At 73.6% G+C, this 23,324-nt stretch carries 25 protein-coding genes; 9 read left to right on the top strand and 16 right to left on the bottom strand.

Going from position 1 to position 23,324, the window contains the following annotated elements; genetic code table 11:
* Nucleotides 1-12: 12 nt before the first annotated feature.
* Nucleotides 13-1,407, bottom strand: coding sequence for a lipase family protein (locus ACH0BZ_RS01090; RefSeq protein WP_406896009.1), 1,395 nt, complete (start codon nucleotides 1,405-1,407; stop codon nucleotides 13-15).
* Between the two features lie 145 nt (nucleotides 1,408-1,552).
* On the opposite strand from ACH0BZ_RS01090, the gene ACH0BZ_RS01085 reads away from it, so the two are divergent.
* Nucleotides 1,553-2,116: a DinB family protein gene (locus ACH0BZ_RS01085; protein WP_406896008.1), complete on the top strand. Its 564-nt coding sequence runs from the start codon at nucleotides 1,553-1,555 to the stop codon at nucleotides 2,114-2,116.
* 67 nt (nucleotides 2,117-2,183) lie between these two features.
* Nucleotides 2,184-2,801, top strand: a complete 618-nt coding sequence (locus ACH0BZ_RS01080; RefSeq protein WP_406896007.1) for a DUF664 domain-containing protein — start codon at nucleotides 2,184-2,186, stop codon at nucleotides 2,799-2,801.
* 654 nt (nucleotides 2,802-3,455) lie between these two features.
* On the opposite strand, the gene ACH0BZ_RS01075 is transcribed toward ACH0BZ_RS01080, so the two are convergent.
* Together ACH0BZ_RS01075 and ACH0BZ_RS01070 are read right to left on the bottom strand one after the other, a co-directional pair.
* Nucleotides 3,456-4,025, bottom strand: a complete 570-nt coding sequence (locus ACH0BZ_RS01075) for a hypothetical protein (protein WP_406896006.1) — start codon at nucleotides 4,023-4,025, stop codon at nucleotides 3,456-3,458.
* Nucleotides 4,026-4,357: 332 nt separating this feature from the next.
* On the bottom strand, nucleotides 4,358-5,872 hold the full coding sequence (locus tag ACH0BZ_RS01070) for a WS/DGAT domain-containing protein (RefSeq protein ID WP_406896005.1): 1,515 nt from the start codon (nucleotides 5,870-5,872) through the stop codon (nucleotides 4,358-4,360).
* Between the two features lie 101 nt (nucleotides 5,873-5,973).
* Here ACH0BZ_RS01070 and ACH0BZ_RS01065 point away from each other — a divergent pair, with 101 nt between their 5' ends.
* Nucleotides 5,974-6,564, top strand: a complete 591-nt coding sequence (locus tag ACH0BZ_RS01065) for a flavin reductase family protein (protein ID WP_406896004.1) — start codon at nucleotides 5,974-5,976, stop codon at nucleotides 6,562-6,564.
* Between the two features lie 47 nt (nucleotides 6,565-6,611).
* Here ACH0BZ_RS01065 and ACH0BZ_RS01060 read toward each other — a convergent pair whose 3' ends face one another.
* Nucleotides 6,612-7,661, bottom strand: coding sequence for an o-succinylbenzoate synthase (locus ACH0BZ_RS01060; protein ID WP_406896328.1), 1,050 nt, complete (start codon nucleotides 7,659-7,661; stop codon nucleotides 6,612-6,614).
* A gap of 33 nt (nucleotides 7,662-7,694) precedes the next feature.
* Between ACH0BZ_RS01060 and ACH0BZ_RS01055 the strand changes: the two genes are divergently transcribed.
* The 3 genes from ACH0BZ_RS01055 (at nucleotide 7,695) to ACH0BZ_RS01045 (ending at nucleotide 10,923) form a co-directional block, all read left to right on the top strand.
* Nucleotides 7,695-8,669 carry a 1,4-dihydroxy-2-naphthoyl-CoA synthase gene (locus tag ACH0BZ_RS01055; protein WP_406896003.1) on the top strand — a complete coding sequence of 325 codons (975 nt, stop codon included), beginning with the start codon at nucleotides 7,695-7,697 and terminating at the stop codon, nucleotides 8,667-8,669.
* A 113-nt stretch (nucleotides 8,670-8,782) separates the two neighbouring features.
* Nucleotides 8,783-10,000 carry an o-succinylbenzoate--CoA ligase gene (menE, locus tag ACH0BZ_RS01050; protein WP_406896002.1) on the top strand — a complete coding sequence of 406 codons (1,218 nt, stop codon included), beginning with the start codon at nucleotides 8,783-8,785 and terminating at the stop codon, nucleotides 9,998-10,000.
* Complete coding sequence (locus tag ACH0BZ_RS01045) at nucleotides 9,997-10,923, top strand: 1,4-dihydroxy-2-naphthoate polyprenyltransferase (protein WP_406896001.1); 927 nt, start codon at nucleotides 9,997-9,999, stop codon at nucleotides 10,921-10,923. Before menE ends, ACH0BZ_RS01045 begins: the two co-directional genes overlap by 4 nt.
* A gap of 104 nt (nucleotides 10,924-11,027) precedes the next feature.
* On the opposite strand, the gene ACH0BZ_RS01040 is transcribed toward ACH0BZ_RS01045, so the two are convergent.
* On the bottom strand, nucleotides 11,028-12,368 hold the full coding sequence (locus ACH0BZ_RS01040) for a hypothetical protein (RefSeq protein WP_406896000.1): 1,341 nt from the start codon (nucleotides 12,366-12,368) through the stop codon (nucleotides 11,028-11,030).
* A gap of 231 nt (nucleotides 12,369-12,599) precedes the next feature.
* Nucleotides 12,600-13,577, bottom strand: coding sequence for a putative Ig domain-containing protein (locus ACH0BZ_RS01035; protein WP_406895999.1), 978 nt, complete (start codon nucleotides 13,575-13,577; stop codon nucleotides 12,600-12,602).
* Nucleotides 13,578-13,832: 255 nt separating this feature from the next.
* Between ACH0BZ_RS01035 and ACH0BZ_RS01030 the strand changes: the two genes are divergently transcribed.
* Nucleotides 13,833-14,666, top strand: a complete 834-nt coding sequence (locus ACH0BZ_RS01030) for a hypothetical protein (RefSeq protein ID WP_406895998.1) — start codon at nucleotides 13,833-13,835, stop codon at nucleotides 14,664-14,666.
* Between the two features lie 57 nt (nucleotides 14,667-14,723).
* On the opposite strand, the gene ACH0BZ_RS01025 is transcribed toward ACH0BZ_RS01030, so the two are convergent.
* Nucleotides 14,724-15,053, bottom strand: coding sequence for a DUF4229 domain-containing protein (locus tag ACH0BZ_RS01025; protein ID WP_406895997.1), 330 nt, complete (start codon nucleotides 15,051-15,053; stop codon nucleotides 14,724-14,726).
* A gap of 39 nt (nucleotides 15,054-15,092) precedes the next feature.
* Between ACH0BZ_RS01025 and ACH0BZ_RS01020 the strand changes: the two genes are divergently transcribed.
* Complete coding sequence (locus tag ACH0BZ_RS01020; RefSeq protein WP_406895996.1) at nucleotides 15,093-15,254, top strand: hypothetical protein; 162 nt, start codon at nucleotides 15,093-15,095, stop codon at nucleotides 15,252-15,254.
* A gap of 12 nt (nucleotides 15,255-15,266) precedes the next feature.
* Here the strand turns inward: ACH0BZ_RS01020 and ACH0BZ_RS01015 are convergent, their stop codons facing one another.
* The 5 genes from ACH0BZ_RS01015 to ACH0BZ_RS00995 form a co-directional block, all read right to left on the bottom strand.
* Entirely contained in the window at nucleotides 15,267-16,043 is a 777-nt protein-coding gene (locus ACH0BZ_RS01015) for an enoyl-CoA hydratase (protein WP_406895995.1), read from the bottom strand.
* A 65-nt stretch (nucleotides 16,044-16,108) separates the two neighbouring features.
* Nucleotides 16,109-16,303: a hypothetical protein gene (locus ACH0BZ_RS01010; protein ID WP_406895994.1), complete on the bottom strand. Its 195-nt coding sequence runs from the start codon at nucleotides 16,301-16,303 to the stop codon at nucleotides 16,109-16,111.
* Nucleotides 16,304-16,442: 139 nt separating this feature from the next.
* Nucleotides 16,443-17,108 carry a dTDP-4-dehydrorhamnose 3,5-epimerase family protein gene (locus ACH0BZ_RS01005; RefSeq protein ID WP_406896327.1) on the bottom strand — a complete coding sequence of 222 codons (666 nt, stop codon included), beginning with the start codon at nucleotides 17,106-17,108 and terminating at the stop codon, nucleotides 16,443-16,445.
* A gap of 35 nt (nucleotides 17,109-17,143) precedes the next feature.
* Nucleotides 17,144-17,695 carry an LpqN/LpqT family lipoprotein gene (locus tag ACH0BZ_RS01000; protein ID WP_406895993.1) on the bottom strand — a complete coding sequence of 184 codons (552 nt, stop codon included), beginning with the start codon at nucleotides 17,693-17,695 and terminating at the stop codon, nucleotides 17,144-17,146.
* Between the two features lie 4 nt (nucleotides 17,696-17,699).
* Nucleotides 17,700-18,512 carry an SDR family oxidoreductase gene (locus ACH0BZ_RS00995; protein WP_406895992.1) on the bottom strand — a complete coding sequence of 271 codons (813 nt, stop codon included), beginning with the start codon at nucleotides 18,510-18,512 and terminating at the stop codon, nucleotides 17,700-17,702.
* A 183-nt stretch (nucleotides 18,513-18,695) separates the two neighbouring features.
* Between ACH0BZ_RS00995 and ACH0BZ_RS00990 the strand changes: the two genes are divergently transcribed.
* Nucleotides 18,696-19,571 (top strand): oxygenase MpaB family protein, encoded by an 876-nt coding sequence (locus ACH0BZ_RS00990; protein WP_406895991.1) that lies wholly within the window; start codon nucleotides 18,696-18,698, stop codon nucleotides 19,569-19,571.
* Between the two features lie 42 nt (nucleotides 19,572-19,613).
* On the opposite strand, the gene ACH0BZ_RS00985 is transcribed toward ACH0BZ_RS00990, so the two are convergent.
* Genes ACH0BZ_RS00985 through rfbB form a run of 4 tightly spaced genes read right to left on the bottom strand, consistent with a single transcriptional unit; the run spans nucleotide 19,614 to nucleotide 23,090 of the window.
* Nucleotides 19,614-20,195 carry a YdcF family protein gene (locus tag ACH0BZ_RS00985; RefSeq protein ID WP_406895990.1) on the bottom strand — a complete coding sequence of 194 codons (582 nt, stop codon included), beginning with the start codon at nucleotides 20,193-20,195 and terminating at the stop codon, nucleotides 19,614-19,616.
* Nucleotides 20,192-21,172 (bottom strand): dTDP-4-dehydrorhamnose reductase, encoded by a 981-nt coding sequence (rfbD, locus tag ACH0BZ_RS00980; RefSeq protein ID WP_406895989.1) that lies wholly within the window; start codon nucleotides 21,170-21,172, stop codon nucleotides 20,192-20,194. The genes ACH0BZ_RS00985 and rfbD overlap by 4 nt, the downstream gene beginning before the upstream one ends.
* The gene (gene rfbA / locus ACH0BZ_RS00975) at nucleotides 21,169-22,050 is read right to left on the bottom strand and encodes a glucose-1-phosphate thymidylyltransferase RfbA (RefSeq protein WP_406895988.1); all 882 of its coding nucleotides are present in this window, start codon (nucleotides 22,048-22,050) and stop codon (nucleotides 21,169-21,171) included. The genes rfbD and rfbA overlap by 4 nt, the downstream gene beginning before the upstream one ends.
* Nucleotides 22,047-23,090, bottom strand: coding sequence for a dTDP-glucose 4,6-dehydratase (gene rfbB, locus ACH0BZ_RS00970; RefSeq protein WP_406895987.1), 1,044 nt, complete (start codon nucleotides 23,088-23,090; stop codon nucleotides 22,047-22,049). Before rfbB ends, rfbA begins: the two co-directional genes overlap by 4 nt.
* Between the last annotated feature and the right edge of the window lie 234 nt (nucleotides 23,091-23,324).

The following is a 23,324-nucleotide window of genomic DNA, read 5'->3' as shown; positions in this document are numbered from 1 at the left end:
TCGCCCCGGCCGCTATGCGCAGCTCGAGGCCGGCGGTTCGCCGCGGAGGGTGCGGTCGAGCCACGTCAGGGAGTCGCCAAAGCCGGTGGCCATGGCCACGAGATGCTCGCCGGGCACCTCCCGGTAGTCCACGGTCGCACCCAGCGCACACTGCTCGGCCACGAGGGCGCGGGTGCCGGCGGTGGGCACCCAGAACTCGTGGGCGCCCTGGTAGACGAGCAGCGGCCGGGTCACCGGGACGTCGGCCATGCGGGTGCGGGCGAAAAGCGCCCGGGCCTCGGGCGAGGTGAGCGCGTCGTCACCGCGGGCCAGGGCCTCGATGGGGGCGAGCGTCGCGCCCATGGCTGCCAGCGGCGCCAGGCACTGGTCCTTGAGCGGGGACGTCGCCATGTGCAGGGCCAGATTGTTGGCCAGGCCGAGCAGCTCCGGGTTGTGCCGCGAGAGCCCGAACACCGCCGCGGTGAGCAGCCCCACGGCGAGGTTGCCGCTCATCGAGTCGAGCAGCATCTCGAAGTCGGCGGGCACGCCCCCGATCGCCACCGCCGCGAGCGTGTCGGCCAGATCGGGGGCGTAGGAGTCGGCGAGCTTGGCGGCGCCCAGCGCGGCGATCGCCCCTCCCGAGTAGCCGGTCATCCCCACGCCCGAGTCCGCGTACTCGGGCGCGACCGCGCGCATGCCGCGGATCGTGTCGAGGATCGCGTGGCCGGCCACGATCGGGTCGGCGTACGCCATCTCGGGTCCCTGGTGATCGGGGACGAGGACCGCGTAGCCGTGGTCGAGCGCGACCGCGGTGGTGGGCGGCAGGTTGTCCGTGAGGCTCGTGTAGGGGCCGGGGCCGTGGGCCAGCGAGTAGCCCGGGGTGCAGCGGGTGCCGAGTGAGTCGATCGCGATCGCGTTGACGAGCACCGGCCGCGGCCCCTTCCCCGTCCACGGCGCCGCGGGGTGCAGCAGGGTCGCGGTGGCGCGGGTCGGGTCGCCGTCCGGTTCGGTGGAGCGGACGACGAACTGGTCCGCCCGCGCGATCGGCGCGCCCGCGAGGGCACCGGCCGTGGCCGTGACGTCGCGTGTCGCGAGCACCTCGCCCGGTGCCGCCGCGGTCGTCCCGGGCGGGACCGCGTCGAAGAAGGCGTCCCCGGTCGGTTCCGGCAGCGTGGCCCGCCGCAGTGCCTCGAGCGACGCCTCGTCCGTGGCCCCCGGCGCCGCGTCCGGCATGTCCGGCGCGGGGACCAGGTCGTGGACCGCACCCCCGATCCCCGGCGTCGACGGCGGCGCGGTGGCAGCGGACGCGGTGGCGGCGGACGACGTGGGCGTGGCGGGTGCGGAGACCGCCTGCGCGGCCAGGGCCGCGGGAAGGACGAGGGCGGTGACGACGACGCGTGCAGCCGCACGCGGCAGGCGGAGGCTCATGGTCCATGTGTACACCCGACACTCATCGGATGTGACGCGGAACACACGCCGCGGCGGACTCCGGTGGCTCAGCGGACCGAAATCGTCCGCATCGGGTGCGACGCTGTGCCCGACACGGATCACAGGCCTCCCCGAGGAGGACACCATGACCATCGACTGGACCGCTCGGCTCGCCGACCAGCTCGAGTTCCACTGGACGAGGCAGTTGCGCCCGCGTCTGGAGGGACTCACCGACGCCGAGTACCACTTCTCCCCCGCCCCCGCCGAGCTCACCTGGGATGTGCGCCCGCGGGGCACGGGCACCGCGCCGGTGCAGGCCGGGGTCGGCGACCACACGATCGACTTCGCCTTTCCCGAGCCCTCCCCGGCGCCGTTCTCGACCATCGCGTGGCGCCTGGCGCACGTCGTGGTGGGCGTCTTCGGCGCGCGCGTCCACTCCCACTTCGGCGGCCCGCCGGTGGACTACATGACGTTCGACTACGCCGGCGACGCCGCCGGCGGCCTCGCCCAGCTCGACGAGGCCTACGCCGCGTGGACGGCGGGCGTCCGGGGTCTCGACGACGACGCGCTCGCCGCCCCGGTCGGCCCCGCGGAGGGCCCGTGGGCCGACGCCCCCATGGCCACGCTCGTCCTGCACATCCACCGCGAGGTGATCCACCACGGCGCCGAGATGTGCCTGCTCCGCGACCTGTACGCCACCACCCGCTGACGCCCCCGCCCGCCACCGCTCCACCACCCCACCGCACAGTCGCTCCACCACCCAGAGAGGTCCCGTCATGTCGTTCTTCGCTCCCGTCGCCCCCACCGAGTCCGAGCACCTCGTCGCCTGGGTCGAGCACACGCTGGCCAACGCCCGCTCGACCGTGCACGGCCTCACCGCCGACCAGCTACGCGCCCGACCGATTCCCTCCAGCGAGCTCACCCTGGGCTGGCTGCTGCTCCACATCGGCGAGGTCGCCGAGCACTGGCTGGGCCGGGCCGCCGCCGGTCCCGCGGGATACGACACCGGCACGTCCCTCCTCGAGCGCTGGCAGCGCGCCGAGACGATCAACGACGTCGCGCCGGACGCCACGGCCCACGACGTCCTCGCCGAGTTCGACCGTCGGTGCGCCGCCGGGCTCGACCATCTCCGCGGGGCCGACCTCGACGCCCCGATCCCCGTGCCGGACGACATGCCCTGGTTCCCGCCGGACCTCCTCGAAGTCACGGGGCGCTGGGTGGTCGAGCACGTCCTCACCGAGATCTCGCGTCACTCGGGCCACGCCGACATCCTCCGCGAGGCCCTCGACGGCCGGACGATGTACGACCTGATCGCCGAGGACCAGGGCGTGGACATGTCCTACATCGGGGAGTGGTTCGCGGCCCACCCGGAGGTCCCCCGCCCCGAGTGGTGACGGCCTCGCGGGGGCCGCGCCGGTCTCGCGGGGGCCGCGCCGGCGACCCGGGGCCGGTAGTGGCGATCACGACCCTCTGGCTTTTCGCTCACTCGCTCACTCGCCCGATTCCCCGGAGAACGCGTTGACCTGCACCGACACACCGGCGGCCGACCACGTGCGTCCGAATGCGGCGTCGGGGAAACCCGGAATCACCAGCCGAGTGAGCGAATCCGGGCGCCAGGCCTGCGCGAGTCCGATGCAGCGCCGCGTTTCGCGCAGGGCTGGGGTTCGGTTTCGCGCACCTCGGTCGCCGACCGCTGCGGATCCCGGCCGCCACCCGCCGAATCACACCGACGACCACCTGGCGGAGTCGAGATAGCACCAGGTGAGAGCGGGGCCCGACGAGGGCTGCCGGCCGCGTCGGGCGAAGGACCCCGGGACCTCTACGAGCGGAAGTGCGCGAGTGAGCGAATCACCGGAGTCTCCTGCACGAGAGCACCCGGGGCAGGCGCCGGCGGCACGCGGGACAGGCACCGAATGCACCGAGGACGCCGCGAACAGAAGGCGCACGCAGGCCGCCGACCTGATAAGGCCGCCGGCCGAAAGTTCCTCACCGGCCGAACGTTCCCCACCGGCCGAACGTTCCCCACCGGCCGCACGTGCTCGCCCGACCTACCAGGAGCGCGGGACCCGACGGTCGAGCGCCTCGTGGAGCCGGCCGAGCAGCCGCTGCGGCGCGTCGAGTTCGCGGTCGCTCCACCGGATGACGCGGACGCCGAGTTGGTCGAGTTCCACGGCGGCCTCATCAGAGAGAAGATCTGCCGCGCACGGCCCGTCGTCGACCACCCCGAGGACCCTGCCGCCGTCCCAGCCGAAATCGGCCGTGCCCACCTCGTCGTCGAAGAACCCGCGCACCGTCGGCGACAGGTCCGGACGGGGGAGACGTCCGTGGCGCCACATCACGTACCGGCTCACCGTGGTGGCCGGGGACCGGGACCGCCCGTCCGCGTGCGACAGAACGAAGCGCACCCCACTCCGACCGTGCCTGCCCGGGTGTCGCTCGAGACAGGCCTCGACGTGGTCGAGCGAACACCACCCGTGCCGGAGTGCGTGATCCGCCACCACGAGCGCCGCCACGCGGTCCCCGGTTGCAGCCAGGTCGAAGACCGTCCGGGCCACCGTCGTGACGGCGAGCCCGTCGACGACGGTGACCTCGTCGTCGTCGAGCGGCAGCGGCCGCACCCGCCGATCCCCCGTCCGGCGCCCGCCGCCGGAGCGCGGCAGATCAACTCCACCCGCCCCGGGGGCGGCCCCGGGAGCGGGAGCACGTGCACCGCCGCCGCTGTCCCGAACCCCGCCACCACCCCGGACCGGGCGCGCCCCAGCACCTCGGCGGCCCGTTCACGATGCTCCCGCCACGGATCCGCGGCCCATCCCCCGATGTCGTCCACGCCGACCAGTGGACCATCGCTCGGCGAACCGGCCCCGGCGGATCGGCGCCCGACGGCGCCGCCCTGTGGAGAGCGCACGGGCTGTGGACAGTGCGCCGGACCGAGCCGGGCGGCCCCGGAGAGTCAGGCGCCGCCGGGGGCCACGTCCTCGGACCAGCCGGCGAAGTTCGCGAACTGCTCGCCCACGATCACGGCCATCTGGGCGGGATCGGGGACGAGCTGCGCGTCGGTCGCGAAGCCCAACGAGACCCGGCCGTCGTAGCTGAAGATGCAGATGCCCAACGCCTGGTTGCCGCTCATCGGCACCCAGCCGAGCATCCCGGCGACCGGCGTGCCGGCGAGCGACACGGTGGTCCGCGGGCCCGGCACCGAGGTGAGCTGGCCGACGGTCTTGTTGGCGAAGAAATCGATGATCGCTGTGGCCACCGGCCGCGGCGCGGCCGCGACGCCCATCATCGTGGTGAACGTGACGTGCGGCTCATACGAGTACCGCACCCGCGTCATCGTCTCCGTCACCTGACCGAGCAGGCGGTCCGGGTCCGCGACCCCCAGCGGCAGGCGCAAGAGGATGAGCGTGACGTGATTGCCCAGCTCCGAGCTCGGCTCCACCTCGATCGGCGCCAGCGAGATGGGCACCATGAGGCTGATGTCGGCCACCGGCTCGTCGCCGTGCCGGCGCAGGTACTCGGTCAGTCCCATGGACACCGCCGCCAGGATGACCGCCGTGACCGTGGACTCGTGGGCGCGGGCGATCCGTTTAACGCCCTCGAGGTCCAGCCCCGACACCCACGAGACCTTCTTCTGCGCGTGCGCCCGGCCGCTCCACGACAACTCGGGCGCCCTGGGCTCCATGATGAGCCGGAACACCGAGCGGAACGTGTTGGCCGAATGGTTGGTCGGGGACACCACCCCGGTGAGCGACTCGACGGCCCGGGTCGGCACACGCCGGAACTGCCGCCCCGGCGCCACGACGTCCCCGGCCACCTTCGCGAGAGTCCACGGCCAGGTGATGGCCGCCCTGGCCGCGTCCTTGGCGATGCCGAACGAGTCGCGCGCCACCTCGAGCCCCGCGTGGCCGAGCGTGCTGATGAGCCCGCCCTCCTCCGGGGCGAGCCCCGCGCGGCCGACGGGCTCGGGGACCGAGTCGTCGTCGTGGTCGCACAGGCTGAGGATGAGCTGCGTGAGCCGCACCCCGTCGACCACGCCGTGCTGCACGCGGAAGAGCAGCAACGCGCCCTCGGTGCCGTCGTCGCCGTCGTGCCCCCGGTAGCCCTCGATGAACTCGGCCTCCCACAGCGGCCGATCCCGCGGCATGGGGACGCTGATCCGCTCCGAGATGTGGGCCTCGGCCTCGGCGCGGTTCCCGGTGCCGGGCAGCCGGTGGTAGGTGATGTGGTCGGCCAGGTCGAAGTCGGGGTGGTCCTGCCAGTACCAGGTGCGCCCCTCCCGCACCGGCACGCGCGTGAACACCGGGTACTGCTCGATCATCCGGCGGGCGATCGTCTCGATCACCCGGTCCCAGTCCGGCACCTCGTCGAACCACACCAGCGAGTTGATGTACATGAGGTTGTCCGGGCGGTCCATGTGCAGCCACAGCTGGTCGCGCAGCGGGATCTTGACCCTGTCCGTCCGCACCATCGGTCCCGGTCCTCCAGTTTTCGTCACGAAATGCCTGTCCAGGCTAATCGACGGTGACTCCGATCACAGGGTCATGACTCCTGTCGGGGCAGACTGGGGGAATGCGCACCGTCTACACGCCGGACAGCCCGCCCGCGAAGGGGATCTACCCGCTGCTCACCGCGTCGATCGCCCCGCGCCCCATCGCCTGGGTGTCGACGCTCTCCCCCGACGGTGTCCCCAACCTGGCGCCCTACTCGTTCTTCACCATCGCCTGCACCGACCCGGCGATCCTGTCGATCACCTCGGTCGGCCGCAAGGACACCTACCGCAACGTCGTGGAGACCGGAGAGTTCGTGGCGAGCATCGGCACCGAGTCGCTCATGGACACGATCAACGCCACGTCCGCCCCGGTCCGGCCCGACGTGGACGAGTTCGCCGCCAACGGGCTCACCGCCGAGCCCTCCGACGCGGTCGCGGCGCCCCGGGTCGCCGAGGCGCCGATCGCCTTCGAGTGCGTCCGCCACGACGTCGTCGACCTCGGCACCAGCGCGATGCTCCTCGGCCGCGTGGTGAGCGTGTCCGTGCGCGACGACGTCCTGGCCGCCGACGGACTGCCCGACTTCGCGGCGCTCGCCCCGCCCTCGCGCCTGGGCCGCAACGAGTGGGGCCTCGCGCCCGCGGTCCGGCGGCTGGACCGCCCCGGCCGCTGAGGGGGCCGTCCCAGCAGGTCGTCAGAGGAGGCAGTGAGAGCAGGCGGTCAGAGCAGGCGGTGACAGCGGCGGAGCCGCTCGACCCACCAGTCGCGGCGCGTCCCGTCGGCCCTCAGGTCGGCGAGCCGGTCGGCGTCCGGCCGGACAGGCGTTACGGGCAGGTGCCCGTCGACCAGGGCGAGCGCCTCCGGCGGCACGACGTCGTGGCGGAAGAACCCGCCGGTGCCCAGTCCTGCGGCGGGCACCTCGTCGTCGTCACCGGGGAGCGCGGCCGCCGCGGCGACCCCGGCCGCGACGCCGACCGCCGAGTCCAACGCGCTGGAGACGGTGACGGGCACGCCGAGCTCCGCGGCCACGGCGAGCAGGCGCCGCGGACCGCCGAGCGGCGCGACCTTGACCACCGCCCGGTCGGCGCCGCCGGCCCGCACGACCCGCAGGGGGTCCTCGGCGCGGCGGATCGACTCGTCGGCGGCCACGTCCACGCGCACGCCGTCGGCGGCCAGCCGGGCGCGGAGCTCGACCAGTTCCTCGACGGTGGCGCACGGCTGCTCGACGTACTCCAGCCCCGGGCCGTCGAGCGACACGGGGCCCGAGCCGGGGGCGCGCGTGCCGTCGGCGGCTCGGACGGCCTGGTCGAGCACGCGCACGGCGGCCGCGGCCTCCTCCACGGTCCAGCCGCCATTGGCGTCCACCCGCACCCGCGCTCCGGGGCGGGCCTGGAGGACGGCGGCGACGCGGGCCACGTCGTCGGCCAGCTCCTGCCCGGCCTCCGCGACCTTGACCTTGACGGTGGTGCAGCCCGGGAAACGTTCGAGTATCCCGGCCACGTCGGCGGCGGGGACGGCGGGGACGGTGGCGTTGACGGCGACGCGGTCGCGACGCGCCGGGGGCGGCCCCTGCCAGGCCATCTCGACCGCCGAGCGGAGCCAGTGCGCCGCCTCGTCGTCCGCGTACTCCGGGAAAGGCCCGAACTCGCCCCAACCGGCGGGGCCCTCGACGAGCGCGACCTCGCGCTCGGTGATCCCGCGGAAGCGCACCCGCATCGGCAGGGAGACCACGTGGAGCCGCTCGAGGAGCTCGTCGGTCGTCGGCGTCACGGGGGTCACGCCCTACACGCTAACGTCGAGTCCATGACGGAGCAGAGCAGCGCGCAGGACACCGCCGGGAACCCCTTCGACCCCACGCAGTGGCGTGCGGTGCCCGGATTCGAGGACCTCACCGACCTCACCTACCACCGGCACGTGGGCGAGGGCCGCGCCAACGGCATCGTCCGGATCGCGTTCGACCGGCCCGAGGTGCGCAACGCGTTCCGCCCGCACACCGTGGACGAGCTGTACCGGGTGTTCGACCACGCCCGCCGCACCCCCGACGTGGGCACGGTGCTGTTCACCGGAAACGGACCGAGCCCCAGGGACGGCGGCTGGGCGTTCTGCTCCGGCGGCGACCAGCGGATCCGCGGGCGCTCCGGCTACCAGTACTCCATCGAGCACGACTCGGACGTGGCGGGCGCGACCGCGGACAAGGTGGACGAGGCGCGGGTCAAGGCCGAGGGCGGACGCCTGCACATCCTCGAGGTGCAGCGGCTCATCCGGACCATGCCGAAGGTCGTGATCTGCCTGGTGAGCGGCTGGGCGGCCGGCGGAGGACACTCGCTGCACGTGGTGAGCGACCTGACGCTGGCGAGCCGCGAGCACGCGCGGTTCAAGCAGACCGACGCCGACGTGGGCTCCTTCGACGCCGGCTACGGCAGCGCCTACCTGGCCAAGCAGGTGGGACAGAAGTTCGCGCGCGAGATCTTCTTTCTGGGCCAGCCGTACACCGCCGAGGAGATGTTCCACATGGGCGCGGTCAACCGGGTCGTGGACCACGCCGAGCTCGAGAACACCGCCGTCGAGTGGGCGCGGCTCATCAACACCAAGTCGCCGACCGCCCAGCGGATGCTCAAGTTCGCGTTCAACCTCACCGACGACGGCCTCATGGGCCAGCAGGTGTTCGCCGGCGAGGCCACCCGCCTGGCCTACATGACCGACGAGGCCGTCGAGGGCCGCGACGCGTTCTTGCAAAAGCGTGAGCCGAACTGGGACGACTTCCCGTACTACTACTGAGGCCGGGGATTCGACGCCGGCATTCCGACGTCCTGTGCAGAACCTGGTCCCCGCGGGCATGGAGCAGCTCGCGGACCGACCCGGCGGCCGCCCCCGCGTAGGGTCTGCAGACCATGGCCGAACCCCGCGACGCGCACGAGCCCCCCGCCGCGACCCGCGAGCTGCGCGCCCTGCCCGTGCCCGCGGGCCCCGCGGTCCGCGACGTGTTCCCGGCCCTGCGCGACCTGCTCGCCGACCGCGGGCCGGCCCTGCTGCCCGTCCCGGCAGACGACCCCGCGCGCACCCGGATCCTCACCGACGCCCTGCGCCCGGGCGAGCCGATCGACCCCCGCGCCACGCTCGTGGTGAGCACCTCCGGCTCGACGGGCACACCGAAGGGCGCGATGCTCTCCGCGGACGCGCTCGCCGCGTCGGCCGCCGCCACGGACGCGGTGCTCGGCGGGCCGGGCCGCTGGGTTCTCGCGCTCCCGGGCCACCACATCGCGGGCCTGCAGGTGATGTTGCGCTCGCTGCGCGCGGGCCACGAGCCGGTGATCGTGGACGTCGCGGACGGCTTCGACCCCGCCGCGCTCCCGGCAGCCGTCGCCGCCGCCGATGCGGCCCCGCGCGCCTACTCCTCGCTCGTGCCCGGCCAGCTCGCCAAGGTCCTCGACCACCCCTCCCCCGACCCGGCGGCCGCCCTCGCCGACCTCGACGCGGTCCTGCTCGGCGGGGCCGCCGCCGCGCCCGCCCTGCTCGAGCGCGCCGCCGGGGCCGGCATCCGCGTGGTCCGCACGTACGGCATGAGCGAGACCGCCGGGGGCTGCGTGTACGACGGCCTGCCGCTCGACGGGGTCACCGTGGAGGTCGACGACGACGACGAGGGCCGCGTCTGGCTCGCCGGCCCGCAGCTCGCGCTGGGATACCGCAACGCGCCCCACCACGAGGCGTTCGCCCGCGAGGGCTGGTTCCGTACCGACGACGCCGGCCGGATCGGCGACGACGGCCGCCTGCGGATTCTCGGGCGGCTCGACGAGGCGCTCAGCGTGGGTGGCCTGACCCTCCTTCCCCAGTCCGTCGAGGACGCGCTGCGGCGGCACGCGGCGGTGATCGACGTCGTCGTCGTCGGACTCCCCGATGCGCGGCTGGGCACCCGGCCCGTCGCCGCGGTCACCCTCCGGGCCCCGGCCACCGCCGCCGAGCTGCGCGCACACGTCACCGGGCTGCTCGGCGAGCACTCCGCGCCGACCTCGGTGGCGGTGGTGGACGCGCTGCCGCTCCTGCCCGGAGGCAAGGTGGACCGGCGGGGCGTGGCCGGGGCGTTCGCGGCGGGGTCGATAATCGGCACATGACCGCCGAGACCGACCCGCACCCCGACACGCCCGCCCGCTCCGGAGGCGCCTCGCTAGCCGACTGGCTCGAGGGCGCCCGCCCCCGCACGTGGCCCAACGCGGCCGCGCCCGTCATCGTGGGCTCGGCGTGCGCCGCGCTCGCCGGCGGGTTCGTGTGGTGGAAGGCCCTGCTCGCGCTGGTGGTGGCGTGGTCGTTCATCGTGGGCGTCAACTACGCCAATGACTACTCCGACGGGGTCCGCGGCACCGACGACGACCGCGTGGGCCCGCTCCGGCTCGTCGGCTCGGGGCTGGCCGCGCCCGCGACGGTCAAGAAGGCCGCGTTCGGCTTCCTCGGTCTGGGCGGCGTCGCGGGGCTGGTGCTGAGCTGGTTCTCGGCGCCGTGGCTCATCGTCGTGGGGCTGGTGTGCATCCTCGCGGCCTGGTTCTACACGGGGGGCTCGCGGCCGTACGGCTACCGCGGGCTCGGCGAGGTGGCGGTGTTCGTGTTCTTCGGCCTCGTCGCGGTGACGGGCACGCAGTTCACCCAGCTCGGCTCGGTGACCTGGTACGCCGTGGTGGCCGCGGTGGCGGTGGGCAGCTTCTCCTGCGCCGTCAACCTCACCAACAACCTGCGCGACATCCCCTCGGACACCGCCGCCGGCAAGGTCACCCTCGCCGTGCGCCTCGGCGACTCGCGGACCCGCGGCCTGCACGCGCTGCTCGAGATCTTCGTCCCCCTGCTCGCAACGGTCGCGCTGGCCTTTGCCACCCCGTGGGCGCTGCTCGCTCTGCTGGCGATCCCCGTCGCGTGGAAGGCCAACGCCCCGGTCCGCGCCCGCGCCACCGGCGTGGGACTCGTCCCCGCGCTCACCATGGCGGGGATGGCGATGCTCGCGTGGAGCGTGCTCTTCGCGGGGGGACTCGTCGCGGCCTCGCTCTGATCGCCCCACGCACGACGCGACCCCGGTGGCCGGCCCTCTCGTCGAGGGCGACCACCGGGGTCGTAGGTGTTCACCGGCGGCCTGCGCGACCGCCGGGAGCCTGATCAGCCGCGACCGTTGGCGACCTCCGGGCCGGGGGCCTGGGCGGGGGCGCCGGCGGCGACCGTCGGGGTGACCTCGCGGGCCGGGGCGCCGGTGGCCGAACCGCTGGAGCCGTTCTCGCCGGTGGTCGAGCCGCTGGAGCCGTTCTCGCCGGTGGTCGAGCCGCTGGAGCCATTACCGCCGGTGGTGGTGGACCCCGGCAGCACGGGCAGGACCGACGTCGAGCCCGGCGTCGAGGACCCGCCGTTCAGCAGCAGGCTGAGACCGGCCAGGCCGAGCAGTCCGACGCCGGTGACTGCGAGGACCGGGGCCAGGTTGCCGAGCGAGCCGCTGTCGATCGTGGACCCCGGTGCCGTCACCTCGACCTTGCCGTTGCCCTCGCCGTTCGTCCCACTCGTGGTGGTCGAACCCGGGACATCGATGAGCGAGCCGCCGGTCGTCTCGGTCTCTCCCGTGACCGTGGTGTCGCCGGTGGTCGTGGAACCGGGGACGTCGATGAGCGAGCCGGAGGTCGTCTCGCCCCCGGTCGTGTCGCCGGGAGCTTCGGTCGTGGTCTCGCCGGTCGAGTCGGTCTGGCCGAGCGAGGCGAGCGGTGCGCCGAGCACGGGCCCGAGGCTCTGGGTGTCGATCGTGCCGTCGGCACCGCCGGTCGCCTGGCCGGTGCCCGTCGAGCCCTGGAGCGAGCCGGATGTGGTCTGGTCGTCGCGGGTGTCCGGCTCGGCGGTGCCGGGCTGACCTCCGCCGCTGTTGTCCGGCGTGGTCTGGCCGGTGGAGCCGCTGTCCCCGGTGAGCGACCCGACGAGCCCGGCCACCACGCCGAGCACCGCGTCCGCGCCGGCGGAGCCGGTGGTGATCTGGCCGTCCGCCTGGGCTTCGCCGCCGAGGCCGCCCTGGAGGTCCACGGCCGAACCGGCCTGCGCGCCGGCGGGCGGGGTGCCGTCCTGCTCGTTGACGGTGACGGTCACGGGCACCGTCACCGGCATGCCGTAGAGGGTGCCGCTCACCTGGACGGTGTAGACGCCGGCCGTGTTGGCAGTGCCGGTGATGATGCCGGACTCCTCGTCGTACGTCATGCCGTCGGGCAGGCCCGTGACGCCGGTGACCTCGAGGCCGGCGTGGGACCCCGTCGCGGCGAGGGCCTCGATGTCGAGGCTCTGCTCGACACCGGCGTTGAAACTGGCGTTGGCGGAGAGGGAGACGGCCTGGACGTCGTCTCGCGAGGTGGGTGCGTCGGGGGCGGCCACGACGACGCCGCCGACGAGGGCGGCGGCGGCCGCGACGGCCACGGGGGCGACGAGTCGACCGCGAGCGGCACGACGAGGGCGGGCGAGTCGAACACGCATCGACTGGATCCTTCCGGAGAACGGGACGTGCACCCCCGAGGGCCGAGGGCACGACTGAGCACTCGCCACACTAATCCCAAGAGTCTCATGTGTCCACTCTTGTCACTTGATTCACATCAGTAACACACCCCCTGGGGCATATCTTGTGCGCTGAACCCACAACAGACGTCAGGCCCGACCCCCCGTCGGGGTCGGGCCTGAGCGCGTAGGGGCGCCGGGGCCGGCCGGGTCCTATTCGCCCAGGCTGCCGCCGGCCGTGCCGAGGAGACCGAGCAGCGCGGTGGGCGCCGACTCGGCGCCCGCACCGGTGGTCGCACCGCCGGTCGTGGCCGCGCCCGCGGCGCCCTCGGCCCCAGCACCCCCGGCCCCGTCGGCAGTGGCATCACCCTGGGCGGCCTCGCCACTTCCGGACAGGACCGGCTGCAGCGTGCACACGGCCCGCGAGAGCGACCCCGTGTCGCCGAGTACGGCGGGCAGCATCCGGACGAGCGCGTCGGCGACCACGGTGAGCAGACCCACGGGGACCGACTCCCCCTCCTCGCCGAGCAGCGGCAGGAGCCCGGCGGCCAGCGACGAGCCGTCGGCCGCACCCTCGCCGCCGAAAGCGGCACAGAGGTCAGGGGTGGTGACGCCAGGCGCGGTCCCGTCCTCGCCGGGCAGGGTCTCGCCGTCGCCGGTTGCGCCGCCGTCGGCGCCGGACGCACCGTCGCCGGCGCCGGACGCACCGTCGCCGACGCCCTCGCCGTCCGCGGCCGCTCCGACCCGGTCGGCGGCAGGACTGCCGCCACCGGCGGCCTCGGCGACGGTCACGGACACCGCCTCGGACCGGGTCTCCTGGCCGCTGGTCACCGTGACGAGGAGGTCATAGGTGCCGGCGCGCGTGGGTGTCCCGGAGATGATCCAGCCGTCCTGGGTGAGCCCGTCGGGCAGGCCCGTCACGGTGACGGTGGTCCCGTCGGGCACGGCCCCACCTGCAGCGCCGGCGACGACCGGCTCGAGGTCCAGCACGACCGGCGTGCCGACGCGCATCTCCGGGGCGGCGTCCCCCTGGGCGTTCTGCGCGAGGCGGAGGTCGTCGGCCACGACGGCGCCCGGGGCGGTGACGGCGACGACGACCCCTCCGCCCATCACGGCGGCCGCCGCCACGGCGGCGCCGGCGACCATCGAGCGGGCACGGGGAGCGGTACGGGGAGAACGGCGCTGGAACATGAGATCACCTGTCGTCCGGGGAAGCGGGACCCGGCCGCCGATACGACGGCCACGGGTGCACATTACGTCACAACTTTCACATAGGCCACACCCGTCACAGCCGAGCCCCGAATGGAGAACGGGGGTAACACTCTCGTCACGCCGTGCGAATAAGGGGCTGCGGGGCCGGGACGACAGTCCCGGCCGTGCGGCCTGAACGCCGAACCCGCCCACCCGCCGGTGGGCGGGCCTTGACAGAACTGAGACACTATTGTTATGAGATCACGGGTGCTCTTCGCCAGCTGCGCTATCGCGCTGGTCGCCGCGTCGTGCGCTCAGCCGGAGCCCCACGTGCTCTCCGAGGCGCCGGGTCAGACGTCGGCGTCCGAACTGACCACCGCGAGCAGCACCACGGAGGGCCAGGACCGGCCCGGCCGCTTCGTCGCCCGCTGCGCCACCGAGGCCGACGGCGGGACGCCGGGCATGACCATCTTCACCGACGGCTCCCAGGGTGTCACCGACCACTGCCTCAGCCGCTACTACATCGGCGTCCAGCCGGTCCCGGGTGCGGTCTATGTGCCCGACGAGGATGCCGGCACCCACGCACCCACCCGTGAATCGGCGATCGCCGACGGCGGCTGGACCCCCGCCCAGCCGCGCACGGACGCCGGCCCGCGGGATCCCCTGCCCGACGCCGACCGGACACCGGACGGCCAGGACTCCCCCGTCACGCGCGACGAGGAGGCCGACGACGACCTCGCCACGGCGCCGGACGCGCCGACAGACCCGACCGATCCGACCTCGCCGTCCCCGGATGGCCCGACCACCGGCGAGCCCGGTACTGAGGAACCGGGCACCGAGCCGACGACGCCCGGCGACGGAACCACGACGCCCCCCGGCGTGCCCGGGGATCCCGGCGACGGCACAGGCTCCTCCGAGCCCGCGGAGCCGACTGGTTCGGACACGCCCACGACCACGGTGCCGACCGTCACCGAGTCGCCGGCGAAGCCGCCCTCGTCGCTGGAGACGTCCGTGACGTCGACGGCGCCGTCCGGGCCGCTGAACTCGGCCTTGCAGGCCCCCCTGCTGTCCTCGGTCCCCACGAGCTGACCGCAGTTCCCACGAACAGTCGCGGCCGGGGCCGAGGGCGCCGGACGGCGGGGCCAGTCAGGCCTCGTCCATGCGGCGGCGCAGGTCCTCGCGCTTTTCGCGGCGGCCGGCGTCCACCGTCGTGATGTCCGAGTTGATCTCGGCGCGCAACCGGGTGAACAGCACCATCGAGAGCGGCAGGGCGATCACCACCGCGAGGATCGCGGCCACCAGGACCGGAACCTGCACGTCGAAGAGCAGACCGATGCCGATGATCGCCAGCGTGATGAGCAGGACGAGCAGCAGCCGCAGGATCGTGTAGAACACCATGTTCCGCGCCAGGCGCGCGCCCGGCCGGGGCCGGTGGGTGTCCTGGGTGATCTCGGTGGTCTCGTCACGGTCGCTCATGGCCTCCAGGATACGTACCCTGGTTTCCAGGAGGTTCGAGTGATCTGGCTGTTCGCACTCATCGGAGTGATTACCGTGGCGGTTCTGCTGTGGCGCGCCTTCGGGCCGGGCTCACGGCCCGAGCCCCCGCGGATGATCGCGCCCGACGACGACCCGGACTTCCTCCGCGACCTGGACCGGCGCAAGCCCCTCGACCCCTGAGTCCCACCGGGGTCACTCCCCGCGCCACTGGGGGGTGCGCTTCTCGAGGAACGCCGTGATGCCCTCCTGGGCATCACAGGTCACCGCGTTGGTCGCCATGGTCTCGGCCATGTCGCGGTAGGCGTCGGCCTGCGGCACGTCGATCTGGCGGTAGAAGGCCTGCTTGCCGATCTCCAGCGTGAGCGGGCTGGCCTGCGCGATCTGCGCGGCGAGCTCGTCGACGCGCTCGCGCAACCGCTCGGCCGGGACGGCCTCGTTGATCAGGCCCCAGTCCACCGCGGTGGCGGCGTCGATCGTCTCGCCGGTGAGGAGCATGTGCAGCGCCCGCTTGCGGCCGATAGCGCGGGAGACCGCGACCATCGGCGTGGAGCAGAAGAGCCCGATCTTGACGCCCGGCGTGCCGAAGCGCGCGGTGTCGACGGCGACGGCGAGGTCGCAGCTCGCCACGAGCTGGCAGCCGGCGGCGATCGCGTGGCCCTGGACCTCGGCGATCACGGGCTGGCGGATCGCCTGCAGGGACTCCATGAGCTCCACGCAGGTGTCGAAGACCTCGCGCTCCTGCTCGAGGGTCCGTCCGACCATCTCGGACAGCTCGTGGCCCGCCGAGAGGACGGGCCCCGACCCGGTGAGCACGACGACGCCACACGACGGGTCGTCGCCGAGTTCGCGGACGGCGGCCGTGGCCTCGCGCATCATCTGCAGCGAGAGCGGGTTGCGCCGGTTCGGGCGGTCGAGGGTGACGCGCCCGATCGGGCCGGTGCGGTCGACGGTGACGAAGGGAGTGCTCATCAGGGCCTCCGGGGGCGGGGTCGCGGACAGCGGGGGTTGCCCCCGGTTCTACCCCGACGAGCGGGTCAGCGCCCGAAGAGCGAGGAGAAGAAGCCCCCGCCCTGAGCCCCCGAGGCCGTGGCGGCGTCCGTCTCGGCCCGGGAGTGCTGGCCGCCGCACCACTGCGGGGCGGGGACGGTGGCCTTGACGGCGTCGATGTGCTGGCCGCAGCCGGCCCAGGTGGTCTTGCCGCAGACCGTGCAGGTGGCGGGACGACACATGGTGAACTCCTCGGGATCGTGATTCCGGGGCGACGATAGCCCGCTTTGATACCCCATAGGGTATGCGAATACATGCATGCACGCCAGTCGTCGGCACGAGGCTCACACCCGGGGGTCGCTACACCGGCCCGCCCGGTCGTTACTCCTGCCGCTCCCCGGGCCGCCAGATCCGGTCGACCTCGTCGGTGGCCTCGCGCAGCCGCTCGGTGTGCGCCACGCAGTCCTCCCACCGCGGCAGCCGGCCGGAGGCCGCCACGTCGAGGAGCCCCGGGGCGTCCCGGTCCTTGTCGCTCATGACGTGCGTGATCGGGGTGCCATCGAGCGCCATGTCCGGCCAGTCGATCGCCAGGTTCGGATCGAAGGCGTCCACGGCGTGCTCCGCCCCGGGCCGCCACCCCTCGGAGCACAGGTACATCACGGTGGACTGCGGCTCGAGCGCGAGGAACCCGTGCGCGACGCCCTCGGGCAGGTACAGCGCCCGTTGCTCCACGGAGTCGAGGATCACGCCGGCCCATTCGCCGAAGGTCGGCGAGCCCACACGTACGTCCACCACCACGTCGAACACGGTCCCGGCCGGGCACAGGACGTACTTGGCCTGCCCGGGCGGCACCTCGGCGTAGTGCAGGCCGCGCAGCACGCCCTCCCCGGACACGGACACGTTGACCTGGGCGAGGTCGAAGCGGTGGCCGGCCATCCGGCGCAGGGCCACGTCGGTGAAGGCCTCGTGGAAGACCCCGCGGTCGTCGGGGATCTGTCGCGGCGTGATCTCCCACGCCCCCGTCACACTCAGTTCACGCAGCTGCACGTGCGGACCGCCTCCCTCGTCGTCGGCCACCCACCCTAGCCGCGCATCGCCTCCACGATCTGGGCCGTGGACCACTCGCCGATCCGTAGGCAGTCCAGCGCCGCGTCGTGCAGGTCGGCGTCGTCGCTCCAGCCCGTCACCACGAACTGGAACACGTAGGTGGCCTCGGCATCGCTCCAGCCCACGATGAGGCTGGACGTGGACATCTCGCCGGGCTCGGCGGTATAGGTACCGCGGAGGAACCGGTACACGCTGCGCACCGCGCCCGCGTCCTCGTCGCCCTCCCCGGCCACGTCCTCGGTCGGGGTCCATGCCTCGAGGGCCTCGGCGGTCGCCGCGATCGCCGCGACGGCGTCCTCGGTCGACATCGCCGGGGCCACGCGAGCGCACGTGGCCACGGCGTTGGGCGAGAAGCCGTCCCGGTGGGCGCCGGGGTCGACGTAGATCACCGCCGACGGCTCGGGCGAGGCGATCTGCTGCCACGGCGGGTTGTCCACCCACGTCAGTGGCTGGGCGGCCACCGCCATCGGCGGGGTCGCCTCGAGGGTGCGGCCGGTGGCGGCGCAGTACTCCTGGATCGACGTCACGACCTCAGCCCGCCAGTCCGGCGCCGGAGATGTGTGCCCCGCCGTCCACCACGAGGGTGTGGCCGGTGATCCAGTGCGCGTCGTCGGAGAGCAGGAAGGCGACCGGGCCCGCGATGTCGTCGGGCACGCCCAGGCGGCCCGCGGGCAGCGCGGAACTCATCCGCTCCTCACGTCCATCACCGGTGTAGAGGGCCTCGGCGAACCGGGTCTTGACCACGCCCGGGGCCACCGCGTTGACACGGACCGCGGGGCCGAGCTCCACGGCGAGCTCCTGCGTGAGCCGCCCGATGAGCGCCTTGGTGGCGCCGTACCAGCCGATCCCGGGCGACGGCGCGAGCCCGGCGATGGAGGCCACGTTGACGATCGCCCCGCCCCGCTCGGCGAGCCCCGAGTGGTAGACCTTCTGCGTCCACGCCAGGGTGCCGATCGCGTTGACCTCGGAGATCTTGCGCGCCGCCGCCAGGTCCAGGTCCACGGTCCGTCCGTACGCGGGGTTGATCCCGGTGTTGTTGACCAGCAGGTCGACCGGTCCGAACGCCTCCTCCGCGCGGGCCAGCACCTCGCGCTGATGGTCCTCGTCGTCACTCTTCCCCGCCACCGCGAGCACCCGCTCGGGCGAGCCGATCTCGCCGAGCGCCGCGTCGAGCCCCTCCTGCCCGCGCGCGGTGATGACCACGGAGGCGCCCTCCGCCACGAGGCGGCGTGCGATCCCGAGCCCGATGCCGCGGCTCGCGCCGGTGACGAGCGCGGTGCGGCCGGCGAAACGCCCCGGCACGACCGGGCCGGTCCGGGGGGCGGGGAGCGGGGTAGGGGTCACGGGCTTCTCCTCACGTCGGTGATGTCCCCTCATGCTAGGGGAGAGCGGTTCGCGGATGAGCACGGGAAATGCCGTCGGCGCCCGTGTCGGCGTGACGGAGCCGGGCCGGTCGGGCGATAGAGTATCGGGCAGGTTCACCTCCGGTCGCCTCTGAGGCGGCCCTGATGCTCCCAGGATGTGCCGATGTCCCCCCTCGCCCCGCGCGGTGCCACGGACACCCCCACGCGACCGGTGCTCGACATCCCCGGTCCGCGGTGGTTCGGCCCGGACGACGCCATCTGGCGGGTGCACGGCGACGTCTCCACCCCGATCGGCATCACCACCGGACTGCTCATGCTGGCGGCCAACCCGGCCTTCGCGTCGATCTTCCGCACCACCGGCTCCGTCGAGGGCCCGTGGCTGGCGGACGACTACCTCCACGACCTCGTGGAGCTCTCCACGTTCGGCACCGTCGACGACGCCGTGGTGACCATCGAACACGCCCGCACCGACCGCTCGTCCCACTCCGGCCACACCGAGCACGGCGACTTCTACTACGGCGCCGATCCCGAGCTCACCCGCTGGGCCCAGGCCGCCACCGCCTGGGCCCTCCTCGTGGCCTACCAGCGCTTCTCCGGCCGACCGCTGAGCCCGGCCGAGTCCGACGAGTTCGTCGAGCAGTCCGCCCGCCTCGCCCACCTCCAGGGCGTGCGGTCCGCCCCGACCACGGTCCGTGAGCTCGAACGGCTGCTCCGAGGCGCCACCGACCGCGTCCGCGCCACGACCGCCGGCCGCCGGCTCGCCGCCCGGCTGCGGGAGACCGCCCGCCCGTGCTCCGGCGTCCGCGACACGTCCGTCGACTCGGTGACCGGCCACAAGCGGTGCGAGACCGTGGTGGCCGCCGCGGCCAGCCTCGTCCCCTCGGATGTTCGGCGCGCGCTGGGGCTGCCCGCCCGCCCGGTCAACCGCACCGCCGTCTTCGGCGAGCTCTCCGAGGCACACAAGGGCGTCTCCGCCCCCCGCCTCACCACGCGCGCCCCCATCGCGGCGCCATCGGCACTGCTCGCCGAGTCCTCCTGACCGGCGGGTCCGCGAGCCGTCCGGCCGCCTCGCCGGCCGCTGCTACCAGTGCCCGCGCAGCCGACCCTTGACGAACCCCGCCGCCTCCCACACCGCGTGCCGCGGCAGGTCGCGCCAGGCGATCCGTCCGATCGGCGTGATCCGCACGTCCAGTCCGGTCGCCCTCCGCATCCACATGGCGGTGCGCCGGGCGTGGGGCCGGTTGGTGACGACGACGACGCGGCGCCATCCCCGGTCGCGGGCGATCGCGCCGAGTGCCGTGGCCTCCCCCCACGTGGTGCGCGGTTCCGGCCGGAAACGCAGGATCTCGGCCCCGCCCGGCCGGAGCGGCCCCACGCTGAGCCGCTGGACGACGCGGTCGAACCGCCCGCCGGGGTCGCTCACGACGAGGGTGCCCGCATAACCGGCCGCGACGAGGTCGCGGGCGAGCCGGTCGCGGCCGTCGTCGGCTCCCGCGAGCAGCACCACCGCGTCCGCCCGGGCCGGCCCGTCGCCGCGGTAGCGCAGGAGGTGGGCGGTCCAGGCCGCGAGCGCGGCGGCGACGGCCGCCACGGCGATGCCGGCCACGGGCGCCGCTCGGCGGAGTCGGCGGGCCGGGCTCAGGAGCCGGGTTCTCGTGGTCACGATCCGGGTCCCCGGAGGTCTCCTCGCTCCCGTTGTTCGCCCCAGCCCTCGTGGGCGATCGCGCGGGCGAGGTCCTGCGTCCAGTCCGCCATCGGCGCCAGCCCGACGGCACGCCACGAGGCGTCGGAGAGCACCGAGAACGCCGGCCTCGGGGCGGGGCGCGAGAACTCCTCGGTGGTGCAGGGGCGCACCCGCTCCGGGTCCGCGCCGGACCACGTGAACACCGCCCGGGCGAGGTCGCACCACGTCGCCCGGCCGCCTCCGGCCAGGTGCAGGGTCAGGCCCCGCGCGTCGAACTCGCCGCGGGCCTCCCCACCCACGAGGCCGAGGAGCCGATCTGCCAGCGATGCCGCGTACGTGGGCGAGCCCCACTGGTCGTCAACCACGGTGAGCGTCTCGCGCTCCCGCTCGAGGCGGGCCATCGTGTCGACGAAGTCCGAGCCGCGCAGCCCCTGCCCGTGGCGCACGGGACCGGTGTACACCCAGGCGGTGCGCACGATCGTCGTCTCGGGGTACACCAACAGCGCTGCCTGCTCCCCCGCGAGCTTGGTGCGCCCGTACGCGGTCGCCGGCTCGGTCGGGTCGTGCGGCTCGAGTGCCGGAGCGGTGGCCGGGTCGCCCCCGCCGGGGACCTCGCCTGAGAAGACGTAGTCGGTGCTGAGGTGGATCAGCCGGATCCCCCGGTCGCGGCACGCCACGGCCAGCGATGCCACCCCCTCGGCGTTGACCGCGTGGGCGGCGGCCTCGTCGGACTCCGCGCCGTCGACATCGGTGTACGCGGCCGCGTTGATCACGACCTCCGGTGCGTGGCGGTCCAGGGCCGAGGCGATCGACGCCGGATCGGTGAGATCGAGCTCGTCGCGGCCCACCGCAACTGCGCCGCCGGCGAGCCGGGACCTCGAGCGCGCGTCCAGGTGGTGCCCGAGCTGTCCCCGGCCGCCGGTCGCGAGGATCCGCGGCCACCGGCCGTCGCTCACAGCCTGCGCCCCTTCTCGCGGCGCAGGATCTCGAGGAGGTACGTCCCGTAGCCCGACTTGCTGAGTTCCCGGCCGCGGGCGGTGAGCTCGTCGTCGTCGAGATACCCCATCCGCCACGCCACCTCCTCCGGCGCGCCGATCTTGAGCCCCTGGCGGTCCTCGATGGTGCGGACGTAGTTGCCGGCGTCGAGAAGCGAGTCGTGCGTGCCCGTGTCCAGCCACGCCGTGCCGCGCGGCAGAACCTCGACCTGCAAACGGCCCTCGCGCAGGTAGTGGCGGTTGATGTCGGTGATCTCGTACTCACCGCGATCGGACTTGTGCAGGCCCCGAGCCACGTCCACGACATCCGCACTATAGAAGTAGAGACCGGGGACGGCGAAGTCGGACCGGGGGTTCTCCGGCTTCTCCTCGAGGCTGATCGCGCGGCCGTCGGCGTCGAAGTCGATCACCCCGTACTCGCTCGGGTCGGAGACGCGGTAGGCGAACACCGCGCCGCCGTCGAGGTGCGCGAAGCGGCGCAGCTGCGTGCCCATGCCGGGGCCGTAGAAGATGTTGTCGCCCAGGATGAGCGCCACCGGCTCGCCACCGATGTGGTCCGCGCCCAGCACGAACGCCTGCGCCAGCCCCTCCGGCGCCGCCTGCTCCACGTAGCTCAGGGTGATGCCGAACTGGCTGCCGTCGCCGAGCAGCCTACGGAACTGGGGCGCGTCCTGCGGCGTGGTGATCACCAGTATGTCGCGGATGCCCGCGAGCATGAGCGTGGTGAGCGGGTAGTAGATCATCGGCTTGTCGTACACCGGCATGAGCTGCTTGCTCGTGGCCAGGGTGAGCGGGCTCAGGCGGGTGCCGCTGCCTCCGGCCAGGACGATGCCCTTCATCGCGCGCCCTCCTCGAGCACCTTCTCGGTCTGCGCGTACTTCTGCTCGACACGCTCCTTGACCGGCTCCCACCAGGCGCGGTTCTCGCGATACCAGGTGATCGTCTGCTCGAGGCCCGCCCGGAAGTCCGTGTACCGCGGGTCCCACCCCAGCTCGTCGCGGGTTCCGCGCGCGTCGATGGCATAGCGCAGGTCATGGCCGGGGCGGTCGGTGACATGGTCGAAGCCCGGGTCGTCGCCGGTGCCGACGACCCCCATGAGGTCGCAGATCATCCGCATCACCTCGAGGTTCGACCGCTCGCCGTCGGCCCCGATGAGGTACGTCCGGCCGTCCCGGCCCGCGTCGAGGACGCGCAGGACCGCAGCGTTGTGGTCGTCGACGTGGATCCAGTCCCGGACGTTGGCACCACTGCCGTAGAGGCGCGGGCGGCGGCCGTCGAGGATGTTGGTGATCTGCCGCGGGATGAACTTCTCCACGTGCTGCCGCGGGCCGTAGTTGTTGGAGCAGTTGCTCAGCGTGGCGCGCACCCCGAAGCTGCGCACCCACGCCCGGACCAGCATGTCCGCGCCCGCCTTGGTCGCCGAGTACGGGCTCGACGGGTTGTACGCCGTCTCCGGGGTGAACTTGGCGGGGTCGTCGAGTTCCAGGTCGCCGTACACCTCGTCGGTCGAGACGTGGTGCAGGCGGGCACCGTGGCGGCGGCAGGCCTCGAGCACGGTGTACGTGCCCACGATGTTGGAGTGCACGAACGGCCACGGCGTGGCCAGCGAGTTGTCGTTGTGACTCTCGGCCGCGAAGTGCACTACCGCGTCGTCGGGTCCCGTGAGTTCGGCGACCAGGCGATCGGTGACGGCGGCGTCCGCGCAGTCCGCCTCTACCAGCTCCACCCGGTCGCCCGGCAGCCCGTCCAGGCTCGCGCGGTTGGCGGCGTACGTCATCGAATCCAGCACCGTGACCTGCGCGTCCGGACGATCGCGGATCACGGTGTGAACGAAGTTGGCGCCGATGAACCCGGCTCCCCCGGTGACGACGAGGCGCATGGCTGCAACACTACCGGCCGCGTCGCTCCCGGCCCGGCGGCATCTGCTCCGGCAGCTGTCCGGTTCCGATGGCATCTGCTCCGGCAGCTGTCCGGTTCCGATGGCATCTGCTCCGGCAGCTACCGGGGCCGCGCATCCTCGCCCCTGTTCGCGCTCGTCTGCGATGGCGCCAGCCGTGGCAGACGAGCGCGAAGGGTGGCGGTGACGCAATCGGGCCCCCGCGGGCAACCGCAG

This window comes from Dietzia sp. 179-F 9C3 NHS, assembly GCF_045369825.1.
In the GTDB taxonomy this organism is placed as follows: domain Bacteria; phylum Actinomycetota; class Actinomycetes; order Mycobacteriales; family Mycobacteriaceae; genus Dietzia.
The sequence above is the reverse complement of the archived record's forward strand: the minus strand, read 5'-3'. Positions and strand labels throughout refer to the sequence as shown.

What these genes read in the sequence shown, in the direction of transcription:
- ACH0BZ_RS01010 (WP_406895994.1), bottom strand. Translation starts at nt 16,303, where the DNA reads ATGTGTCGTCCCGCCACCTGCACGGTCTGCGGCAAGACCACCTGGGCC.
- ACH0BZ_RS01055 (WP_406896003.1), top strand. Translation starts at nt 7,695, where the DNA reads ATGACGGAGCAGAGCAGCGCGCAGGACACCGCCGGGAACCCCTTCGAC.
- ACH0BZ_RS01045 (WP_406896001.1), top strand. Translation starts at nt 9,997, where the DNA reads ATGACCGCCGAGACCGACCCGCACCCCGACACGCCCGCCCGCTCCGGA.
- ACH0BZ_RS01015 (WP_406895995.1), bottom strand. Translation starts at nt 16,043, where the DNA reads ATGAGCACTCCCTTCGTCACCGTCGACCGCACCGGCCCGATCGGGCGC.
- ACH0BZ_RS00990 (WP_406895991.1), top strand. Translation starts at nt 18,696, where the DNA reads ATGTCCCCCCTCGCCCCGCGCGGTGCCACGGACACCCCCACGCGACCG.
- ACH0BZ_RS01040 (WP_406896000.1), bottom strand. Translation starts at nt 12,368, where the DNA reads ATGCGTGTTCGACTCGCCCGCCCTCGTCGTGCCGCTCGCGGTCGACTC.
- rfbB (WP_406895987.1), bottom strand. Translation starts at nt 23,090, where the DNA reads ATGCGCCTCGTCGTCACCGGGGGAGCCGGGTTCATCGGCGCCAACTTC.
- ACH0BZ_RS01085 (WP_406896008.1), top strand. Translation starts at nt 1,553, where the DNA reads ATGACCATCGACTGGACCGCTCGGCTCGCCGACCAGCTCGAGTTCCAC.
- menE (WP_406896002.1), top strand. Translation starts at nt 8,783, where the DNA reads ATGGCCGAACCCCGCGACGCGCACGAGCCCCCCGCCGCGACCCGCGAG.
- ACH0BZ_RS01090 (WP_406896009.1), bottom strand. Translation starts at nt 1,407, where the DNA reads ATGAGCCTCCGCCTGCCGCGTGCGGCTGCACGCGTCGTCGTCACCGCC.
- ACH0BZ_RS01065 (WP_406896004.1), top strand. Translation starts at nt 5,974, where the DNA reads ATGCGCACCGTCTACACGCCGGACAGCCCGCCCGCGAAGGGGATCTAC.
- ACH0BZ_RS01030 (WP_406895998.1), top strand. Translation starts at nt 13,833, where the DNA reads ATGAGATCACGGGTGCTCTTCGCCAGCTGCGCTATCGCGCTGGTCGCC.
- rfbA (WP_406895988.1), bottom strand. Translation starts at nt 22,050, where the DNA reads ATGAAGGGCATCGTCCTGGCCGGAGGCAGCGGCACCCGCCTGAGCCCG.
- ACH0BZ_RS01025 (WP_406895997.1), bottom strand. Translation starts at nt 15,053, where the DNA reads ATGAGCGACCGTGACGAGACCACCGAGATCACCCAGGACACCCACCGG.
- ACH0BZ_RS01080 (WP_406896007.1), top strand. Translation starts at nt 2,184, where the DNA reads ATGTCGTTCTTCGCTCCCGTCGCCCCCACCGAGTCCGAGCACCTCGTC.
- ACH0BZ_RS01035 (WP_406895999.1), bottom strand. Translation starts at nt 13,577, where the DNA reads ATGTTCCAGCGCCGTTCTCCCCGTACCGCTCCCCGTGCCCGCTCGATG.
- ACH0BZ_RS01070 (WP_406896005.1), bottom strand. Translation starts at nt 5,872, where the DNA reads ATGGTGCGGACGGACAGGGTCAAGATCCCGCTGCGCGACCAGCTGTGG.